Below are 10,373 nucleotides of genomic sequence, written 5' to 3'. Positions count from 1 at the left end.
AAACGAAGCAAATTAAAGCAATTCTACGATTCATATCGAATAAGAGGTGCAGTGTCCACAATAAGGGTGTTTAACCGAGATGTATACCTTTTCCCTGTGGATATGAAGGAGCTGACAATTTGCATCATCCCAGATAAAGAAGTGCCTGTCATTGAAGATGTGGAGATGATCAAGCCATACCATCGTACTCCTGAAGAAGAGAGTACGTTCGCTGAACTTCAAGCCTTCATTGCTACGGAGAAAGAATATGACAAACAGCGTCTGATGATTTTAGAAAGAGTCAAAGAAAAAGAAATCGAGCTTCCCATCGCGCCAAATAACAGAGACAAAAAACATAAAACGGTCGGTCAATGGGGGAAAGAAGGCAGACGAGTACGATTAAATGCGCTTATCGATCCTCAATGGAAAGTAATCAAAAAAGATGGCACCCATGTCCCAGTATGGACGTTTGAGCAAACGGAGCCTTATGAGGAAAAGGACTTTCCCATTACCGAGTGGTCTACAGGATTACAACTAGCAGAAGTGAAGGCCCATAAAGTAATGGAAAATGTTTTCGATGGCATGGGGTTGGTTTGCAAAGAACTAGGCCAGCGGATGGAACAATTTTTACAAACCGACTTTCCCATAACCGGTTATCAGTTAAGACTGCCTTCAATAAAAGGATTTTTCCCATGTGTTGATTTCCGACGATATTTCCGAAAACACCGAGTCAAAAAAATTAAAGATATTTTCAATGAATGGCATGAAACCGAAAAAATCGACATTCTGGCTACGGAGTCTACGTTCAAAGCCAAGCTGGAAGTGGTGGGAACAAAGCCTGACGGATCAGAAGATAAACGCTGGCTCTTCCCTTCTATCTCAGATTACAAGTCCAAGCTTCTTGACTATGGTTACGATGTTATCGGTATTTCGAATGTTGCCAAGCCTGTTCATGAAACGTATAGAAAATCTTCTTATCAGTTGTTGTTAGCGCTAAATGTTCGCTTACAAGATATATTTTGCTTTTCTAATGTGCTCGGGGATATGATTCATCGAACCTTAAGCATCTACCGCAAAGAGGAAACGGACTGGAATGATATCGCTTATGTTGAAGCCTTTCTGAATCAGGTTTTCAAAGAGAATTCTGATAACAACCTGGGCAAAAATTGCAGTGATGCCGTTAAAGCCATTCACCTGAACAAAAAGCTTGTCTTCGACCATAAGGTGATGCAAACGATCAAAGACGTGATCGATCATAAAATCGATGAAATGTGTTTGGGGAAATTTTATCTGAAAGCCAAGTATCTCTATGTAACGCAAGATATTTTAGCCTTCCTTTCCTATGCCGCGGCAGAAGATAAAAACGAATGGATGTATACAGGCTTTCTTGGTTCAAAGCAATGCTATTGCGGCGGCAGCATAAAAGGCCAGCGAATTTTGGCCCGAAATCCGATTATGTCGTTTAGTGAATTGACTCGGACTACATTCGTACATTATGAGAACGAAGATGTTGAATTCATTCGTCACCTCACTAATATTGTCCAACTCCCGCTCGGTACCGAACCTGATCGTCTTGGAGGCGCAGACCGCGATGGTGATGAATTGTTAGTGCTGGATACGGATACGAATTGGGCGGATACCTCCATTGAATATATGCAAAATTACAATGATATCGTTCAAGATACCGGTAGCGAAGATTACGGTAACAATAGGCTCGAATTGTTCAATGAACGGCTGAAGCTATATTTTAATGAACGCTTTCCATCCCAAAGCGTTACCCTTCAGGATTATGTCACTGACTCTCTTGTTCAAATTAACGATGCAGATAAATCAACAGCCGAATCAGAGGAATGGACAAAACAAAACATCATCGACTTTATTATTCGCTCAGAGGACAAGACAGGCAAAATAACGGATATGAATACAACAATCGAAAATATAGCCAACTCGGAACAGGACTTAGTCAAATACAAACTGCCGATAGCTATCATGAAACATTTACAAGCGCTTTGTATCGATGCTTCCAAATCGGGGCTGTTCGACAAAGTGATCATTCCTGATGTAATCCAGTATCAATTTGGAAAATGGAAGCCACAATTCATGAAATTTAAGGACGGTAACGACTACAACAAAGATAAGAAGCATACCTCTGCTCTGGATAGTTTTTCACATGTGATGGCGAAGTTCAAAAAGTATTTACACAGGATCATGATTGAAGAAACAGATCGTAAAGTCCAGAGACATAAGTTTGAAAATATTTATCGTTTTTTTCAGAACCCTAATCTGGATACAACCTATGTTGATCAAACCATCGCTGCGTTGCAGGACACTTATGCTTCATTCCTGCAAAAAAATAGAACCCTAACGAAACAGAAGTTGAGCCTGAATCAATATTCCAGCGACGAAAAACATAAACGATTACGGAAAGAAATCGATGAGAAGTTTGCTGAGTTATTCAAGGAGACCAGGGAACAAGCCGAGCAAATTTGTGATTGCCCCTCCCTGCTTGCTACGGCTTCCGTCAGAATGACCTACGTGGATTCGAAAGCGAAGAATGATAATCTAAACTATTCATTCTGTTGGGTTATTGCCAGCGAAGGCATTTTGCAAAATATCCAGTTGAACTATGAAGACCGGGACAAGTTGTACATTCAATCCGCAAACCGTGATGATTCGAATGCTTTTGAATGGTTGGGTGAATATTACTGTACGTTAACTAAACATGAAGCCTACGTATTGGAATTCCCTGAAGGCAAAGACATGAGTATCCCTGAGAAATATCTCAAGAAACAGGATCGAGCGTTGGTCGATCTCATCGATTACGAAGTGACATTGCTGAGTAGTGAAAAGAAACCGTGGGAGCCGAAAATAGTGGCCGAAAAGATTGTCGGTAATACGTACACCCTATTTGATGATCGTGGATGGCTTGGTGTCGCTGAAGGGCTTAGTATTGCTCGGAAAAGAGGAGATACGTTGCTTGATAACTATATGGGCAAAGCAATCACAATTAAGAAAATCGAAAAGACGACAGATGCCTCGATTAAATGTCTGGTCGATATTAAAGGTTGATTATATGCGGCTTGTCAGCCGGTAGAGCGGCATGAGGAGTGTCTTGTAATTTACATTCCAATAAATTTATGGGAGATAAGAAATCAATATGAACTATTTTTACTGCTACGATGGGCAGATGATGCGGAAATTGCAGGACAAACATATCCGATACATCACTCGCGCCTTAACCATCGATAAGCATCAAAAGTTTTGGCTTTATGAGATTACAGATGAGTTTCAACAGGCATTAGAGGAGATCAAGCGTACACAAAAGTAAGGAGTGAGTCTTCATAGTGAATCAAAGAGTAAGCGATATTATTACTATTGAGGATATTAAAAGTTGGAATACGGGGGATTTAATTTCAATTACATCCGGTACAGGAACAGGTAAAAGTTATTTTGTTCGTAATTTGTTGTACGCTATCGCAATGGCTGAAGGTAAAAAAATTCTCTACCTCGTCAATAGGAAAAGGTTGCTTCAGCAAATCAAACAGGAATTAGTCTCTGACAAGAAGACGGATATAATTGACGTATTCACTTATCAAAAAATACAGGCACATGTTTTGCATGAGAATACTACGCATTTTAAAGACATTTATAAATATATTGTTTGTGATGAGTATCATTATTTTATAACAGATGCTAGTTTTAATCATACAACAGATTTAAGCCTCGATACGATAATTGCTGCCAATGATCGTATTCGGATTTTCATGTCGGCAACAAGCAACTTTATGCTTGATTATCTGGAACGGCATAAAAACTTAAAGGTCAATAAATATGAAATTGATTATCAATATAATCATATCAAAAAAATATTTTTCTATGAAAATGATGCTACAGTAAAAAAATTTTTATTCGAATTAAACCAAAATGAAAAGGTCATTTATTTTTGTCACAGTGCAGAAAGAGCATATAAACTAAGCAAAGAGTTTGTAGACTCCTTGTTTGTATGTGGTGATAGAAATAAAGAATACAAGAGATACCTCAAAACAGAAGAAATTCAGAAAATGTTAGAGGATGAACGTTTCGAACAACAGTTTCTATTTACTACTCATACATTGGACAATGGGATTAACATCATTGACGAAGATGTCAAATACATAATTGTGGACATCGAGGACTTTGATATATTAATTCAGTGCATTGGAAGAAAAAGAACGCAAGGAAAGGACGACAATATTACTATTCTTATAAAAAAAATGAATCACAAATCAATTGGTGGCAGAATTACACAATTGAACAAAAAATTAAAAATGGCAGATTTTTTGATTGCGGGAAATACAACAGAAGATTTTATAAAAAAGTATCCAAGACAATATTCTGGCGATATGATTTACGATTCATTCGAAAATGAAAGTATTATTAAAACGGTAAATGAAGTCATGTATTGTAAGTGTACGTATGACATTGATACTTTTAACGAAATCCTAAAAGAAGAAAATGGATATGAAAATAAAATATTAGGCTTATTGAAGAAGGAAAAGTATGAGATGCTTGAACATCACTATGACTCATTAACTCTAAATGATTATCTCAACGCTTTAGTTGGTAAAAAAATGTTTAAGGATGAGCAAAAACAATTTAAGGATTTTATTAAACAAAATATAATCAATATCCCTAAAAGTAGTCATGGATCACTAGGGTATAATACAATTAATGGATATTTCAGGGATAATGATCTTCAATTTTTAATTAAAAGTGAAGAAGAAAAAGAACGAGGAAAAAATAGGGGAAAAAGATATTGGATTATTGGAAAGATAACTTATTAAAGTGGATGTAAAAATGCCTCTAAGCATTATATAGAGCATACTGGCAAAAACACACCCATATTATGTTCAAGTCCTCCTGTCCGTATGATCTTTACTATCCAAGTGAAGAAGTAGGATAAAATACAATTTACGCATCCGCCATATCCAAGGTGCTCTTCCTTGGATTGGTGGTGCGACCAAGCAACAGGTTCATCGTTGCGCGGAGATGAATGATGAAATGTAATCTGCTTTCCATTGTGGTAGCAGGATTTTCTGTGCCAACGTTCTTATTGAATCTTGAAACATTAGATTAAAACAAACGTCTATTGGTTTAAAATGCGATATTAGGGAAGGTTGAGCATATGAAAAGATATTTGATTCACGCACTTTCATTATTGGTTTTATTTTGCTGTATCAGTTCCATATTTCCAACTAAATCCTATGCTTGTAGTTGTGCTTATAAACCAGACCCCGATAAAGCATTAGAACAAGCCAAAGCTGTGTTTTCTGGTAAGGTGCTCGAAGCCAAACAAGAGATATTTGATGTGGATGGGATTCTTGAATACAGAGAAGCAATTCTTTTTAATGTAGAACAAACGTGGAAGGGAACTTCTCAAACACAAATTATCGTGAATACTAATTTTGGTGGAGAATCTTCTTGTGGGAATGAATATAAAGTTGGTCAAACTTATCTAGTGTTTGCTAATAATTACGACAGTAATAATACTCTACATACAAGCATCTGTTCATTAACTAAGGAATTTTCAAATGCCAATATGGAACTTAATAAGATTGGGGAAGGTAATAAGCCAATCGAAAACGTAAACTTAAAAGGTGCAATGAGTAAGTTAGATTTTAATAATAAGCTAGTTTATGTTACAGCGGCTTATCATCGCTTAATTAAGTATCATCTTGTTGAGGTGTTTTTTGGTGTGTTCATTCTGGTTGTTGGAATTGTACTGGTGTTTAAAAAGAAAAAAGCGAATTGTAATAGATAAAATGTATTTCTGCTGTCCTTTGCGGGGCAATTAGTTGCTATTTAATAGATAAATTGACCAAAGAACCGATTGCTATACTATATTCTCATTTCATGTAATATTTAATTGTATGAATTGTACGATCGGGCTTGTCAGCCCGTAGAGAGGCAATTACGTTGTGAAAAAATTTTATGCCCCTGTGATGCTAAATCAATTATGAGCCGTATTCGTACGGTTCTTTTTTTATGATCGAAACAGGACGCAGTTGATTTATTAATTTCATCCCCTACTAACCAATAATACGAGGTGAAGAAATTGAAATGGTACAACAATTTAAAGTACTGGACATATCAAATCCAGTATGCCGAATCAAGAAGGCGTTTTAGACTACCTAAATTATTTAATAGCATAACGAAATTATAGGAACTCTTCGGCTGCTGGCTAGGGTTCCTTTTCTAAATTGAGAGGAGAATGTAAGTGGAGTTTATCAAATTAAAAATCGATCAACTGGTTCATGCAGACTATAATCCAAGGAAGGATTTACGTCCGGGAGATCCTGAGTTTGAAAAAATCAAAAATAGTATTAACGAGTTCGGATACTGCGAGCCGATCATAATCAACAATGATTACACGATCATTGGAGGCCATCAACGAACAAAAGTATTGAAGGCTCTCGGATATGATGAAGTGGATTGCGTGCTAATCGATATCGATAAAACGAAAGAAAAAGCTTTGAACATTGCGCTCAACAAAATTACTGGCGAATGGGATTTTGATGCCCTCTCCTCCCTGCTCGATGAGTTGAAGCATGAGGATTTCAATCTTGAGCTTACCGGCTTTGATATGTCAGAAGCTGAGAAATTATTAGATGAGCTGTATAAACACGAGGAACCAGATGAAGATGATTTCGATATCGATGAAGCATTGGCGGAACAACCGATCACTCAGAAAGGTGACATTTGGATATTAGGTAAACATCGATTAATGTGCGGTGACAGCACCAGCAATCAGGATATGGCAACGTTGATGGATGGGAAGAAAGCCAGGTTGATCGTAACTGATCCTCCCTACAATGTGGACTATACAGGCAAGACGAAAGATGCACTAAAGATCGAAAATGACAAAATGGACAATGATCAGTTTTACGAGTTTTTATTGGCAGCATATAAACGCATGTATGAGGTAGCTGACGATGGTGCTAGTATTTATGTTTTTCATGCAGATACAGAAGGAATCAACTTTCGGCAGGCTTTTAAAAATGCGGGGTTTAAACTTTCTCAGTGTTGCATATGGGCTAAGCAGTCGATGGTGCTTGGACATTCTCAATATCATTATCGACACGAACCAATCATTTATGGGTGGCGACAAGGTGCAGCCCATTACTGGAATGCGGATAGAAAACAAACAACGCTCTGGCAATTTGACCGACCGTTTCGGAATGAATATCATCCGACTATGAAACCCGTCCCCCTTATCTCCTATCCAATCAAAAACGCAAGCAAGATTGGCGATATCGTTCTCGATTCATTTGGCGGCTCAGGTTCAACCTTGATTGCCTGTGAGGAAACGGATCGAATTTGTTATACCAGTGAACTTGATCCGAAATATGTAGATGTCATTGTAAAGCGATATATTGCTCATGTTGGTAGTGATGATGGAGTGCATTTGGTTCGGAATGGTCAAACAATTTCTTTTCAAGAAGTTAATGAAGGAGATAACTGCGGAACTTAATAGTTGTGGACTGAGTTAAATTGGCGGCTGTTAAGTTAGCCCTTCTTAATTTTACAGAGAGGAATAAATGGTCCTATGTTGAAAGATATATAAAATAGTTGGTAAGTGCTACGGTTCATTTCAATAAACATTATGGAAGGGGAGGGAAAATCATTACTCAGGTCGTCTTGTACATTGGTATGGGAATGCTGGACGTATTTGCCTTATTTGCGTTGATGCTGAGATTTTTTCGACTGCCTTATTGGACTCATATTAATCTGAATCCCCGTAAAATTATAACGAGGGTGATGTAAAAACCTTGTAATACCGCGGCTTTTCGGCGATTTTGCCTATCAGAATCTTCGCTAATCTACGTTATAATTATAACGTGGATTAACGAACCTATTATTCACAACGAATTGGAAAATAAGAAGAATGACACTACATAAGGCAATAAATATTTGAACAATAGGAATAAAAAGTATCAAAAACTCCACAACTGCATCGGAGCCGCTGACCTCGTTATAATATGGACGGGAATTCAGGATATTAAGGAAATAGCCTTTCTATCAACCCTGATTGCTGTAATCTCATACGTTGTAAGAGTGTACTTTGAAGGATCAGCTGTATTGGATACCTTTCTTCACTATATTCTTTATATTTTGTTCATCCATTATGTGTTACGGTATTCATGGTTAACCTCTTTTCTCACATCGACTATGTATTTTGGCTATGGAATTATTAGCATTCTTGCCTATTTATTTTACGCAATGTTTGTATTTGATCATTTGCCACCCAGATTAGATCCGCAAGGGCTGCTTACTTACTCTGTTCAAACCACTCAGATTTTGGTCGCTTTTTTATTGGCTTATACGTTATATAAATTCCGCTTAGGCTTTTCTTTTGCAGGAAAAAGTTTGATAAATATAATGAAGCCCTTGAGTAGCCAAGAGATGAAAATCATAAACATTGCAATATTTCTAGCTTCTATAGCCTTCTCTACTCTGTATTTAGTACTGAAAATACAAAGTTTTATTTTGATTCCTTTATATCTTGTGTCCTTCGCCTTGCTTCTCTATTATTCGTACAAGAGAGACCTAGCTGATGAAGAACTATCTGTCACAGATTGACGCCAAATTCGGATATGCTTGTGTTTATAAATATTTAAGTGGATAAAGAAGTTTATGCAGCTCTCGCATAGGCTTTTTCTTTTGGAGGTGAGGTGATTATGAATAGGGAGAAGAAGGTGAAGAAACCTACTAAGTATGAACTGAATGTTGAGCCGCGTTTAGACGAAATAAAGCAATGGATAAAAGATGGATTAACAGATAATGAGATCGCTGCTCGGTTAGATATACATATTACTACATTATACGAATATGAGAACAAACACCCTAAATTTTCCAAAATGATGGAGCGACCATCGAAATTTGAAACGCATGTTTTGCCTAGATTGACGGAGATTCAGGAATGGTGTCAAGAAGGATTAACAAATGAGCAAATGTGTGAAAAACTCGGAATTGCTCCTGCCTCTTGGTATGAGTATGCCAGTAAGCATCCAATGTTTGCTGAGCTTATAAATTGGGGCAAGTCTGTTACTATTGCTCGCGTGGAAAATTCACTTTTGAAAACTGCTATGGGGTATGAGTATGAAGAAATCAAAACGATTGTCGAAGAAGACAAAAACGGTAAAAAGCGTACCCGAATCGAGAAGGTTAAACGCCATCAGCCCCCTAACCCGACCGCGATGATCTTCTATTTAAAGAACCGCGCTCCAAACGAATGGAATGACCGCCGCGAGATCGTTGTTGATACGAAAGCGTTGGAACAGCAACGGAAGCAACTATTTCTTGATATGATCGAAGCCGATGTCATTGAAGCAGAGGGTGAAATGCTGGAGGAATCGGTAGCGGTAGATGATGGCTTCGAGGAGCCGGATGAGGATGTTCAATAAGGTTATGCCGTCAGTTTTTCGATAGATAAACGCAGATTTTAGCCGGAATAATGCCCCAAAATTAGCTATAATCAATGCATAAGATAAGTTATGTACTGAGTTGACTGTCTCCCCTACCCCATCGTATCATGTGACACACGAGGCGAAAGGTGGGGGCGATATGCCGTATATTCAGGCATTTGAGGCGCATTTACGGAGCAAGGATCGGAGCGAGAACACAATTTCCTGCTACTTGAGGGATACATCGCAGTTCACGGCATGGTATCGCGGCAAGACGGAGTATGGATTGGAACGATTGATTGAATTGGATGGCGTAGAGTATAAGAAGCATCTGCAAAGTACTGACCAAGCTGTCATCACGATCAACCGCAAGATAGCCAGCATTAACGTATTCTGCCAATGGATGTACAAACAAGGCTATATAAAGGAAGCTATACATATTGAAGCGGTACGAGATAAAACGGTTCGGCAATATAAAGGACTTGAAGATAGCCATTTGTGGAAGCTGCGGAATGAAATTCATCGTTTCGGCAACCGAATGCATATCTGTATGATCGAGATATTGATTGGAACCGGCATCAGGGTAAGCGAATTGGTTGGTATCCGGCTACAAGATATCGAATTGTCAGAGCGAAAGGGAACGCTGAAAGTATACGGCAAAGGAAACTCCTTCCGAACGATACCGATCAATAAGGATGTACGGAAAGCAATCACTCGATACTTGGAAGTCAGACCAGAAAACGATTCGGAATATTTATTTATAGGGCAGCGCGGTGCATTGGAACGGAATGCGATTAATCTGATATTGAACAAATACGGGGATCGAATACATGTGAAGGTGACTCCCCATATGTTGCGGCATACGCTTGGGTATAAACGTGAGCGTCAAATACTCACCACCTTTCAAGAACCTCAAGCTCATGAGAAAATGAAGGTATCTTGAACGGGAGG

At 38.2% G+C, this 10,373-nt stretch carries 7 protein-coding genes; all 7 read left to right on the top strand.

Annotation, left to right across the window (positions count from 1 at the left end; translation table 11 throughout):
* The first annotated feature begins 102 nt into the window (after nt 1-102).
* Nucleotides 103-3,048 (top strand): hypothetical protein, encoded by a 2,946-nt coding sequence (locus NLX71_RS25305; protein WP_254366551.1) that lies wholly within the window; start codon nt 103-105, stop codon nt 3,046-3,048.
* An 88-nt stretch (nt 3,049-3,136) separates the two neighbouring features.
* On the top strand, nt 3,137-3,307 hold the full coding sequence (locus tag NLX71_RS25300) for a hypothetical protein (protein WP_254366550.1): 171 nt from the start codon (nt 3,137-3,139) through the stop codon (nt 3,305-3,307).
* Between the two features lie 16 nt (nt 3,308-3,323).
* Nucleotides 3,324-4,802 carry a DEAD/DEAH box helicase gene (locus NLX71_RS25295; protein ID WP_254366549.1) on the top strand — a complete coding sequence of 493 codons (1,479 nt, stop codon included), beginning with the start codon at nt 3,324-3,326 and terminating at the stop codon, nt 4,800-4,802.
* A 341-nt stretch (nt 4,803-5,143) separates the two neighbouring features.
* Nucleotides 5,144-5,779 (top strand): hypothetical protein, encoded by a 636-nt coding sequence (locus NLX71_RS25290; protein ID WP_254366548.1) that lies wholly within the window; start codon nt 5,144-5,146, stop codon nt 5,777-5,779.
* Nucleotides 5,780-6,235: 456 nt separating this feature from the next.
* The gene (locus tag NLX71_RS25285; protein ID WP_254366547.1) at nt 6,236-7,489 is read left to right on the top strand and encodes a site-specific DNA-methyltransferase; all 1,254 of its coding nucleotides are present in this window, start codon (nt 6,236-6,238) and stop codon (nt 7,487-7,489) included.
* 1,207 nt (nt 7,490-8,696) lie between these two features.
* Nucleotides 8,697-9,422, top strand: a complete 726-nt coding sequence (locus NLX71_RS25280) for a helix-turn-helix domain-containing protein (RefSeq protein WP_254366546.1) — start codon at nt 8,697-8,699, stop codon at nt 9,420-9,422.
* Nucleotides 9,423-9,582: 160 nt separating this feature from the next.
* Nucleotides 9,583-10,365 carry a tyrosine-type recombinase/integrase gene (locus NLX71_RS25275; protein WP_254366545.1) on the top strand — a complete coding sequence of 261 codons (783 nt, stop codon included), beginning with the start codon at nt 9,583-9,585 and terminating at the stop codon, nt 10,363-10,365.
* Nucleotides 10,366-10,373: the final 8 nt, after the last annotated feature.

It is taken from the genome of Paenibacillus sp. MZ04-78.2, assembly GCF_024213375.1.
In the GTDB taxonomy this organism is placed as follows: Bacteria; Bacillota; Bacilli; order Paenibacillales; family NBRC-103111; genus Paenibacillus_G.
Note: the sequence above shows the minus strand (reverse complement) of the source record. Positions and strands in the feature narration are given on the sequence as shown.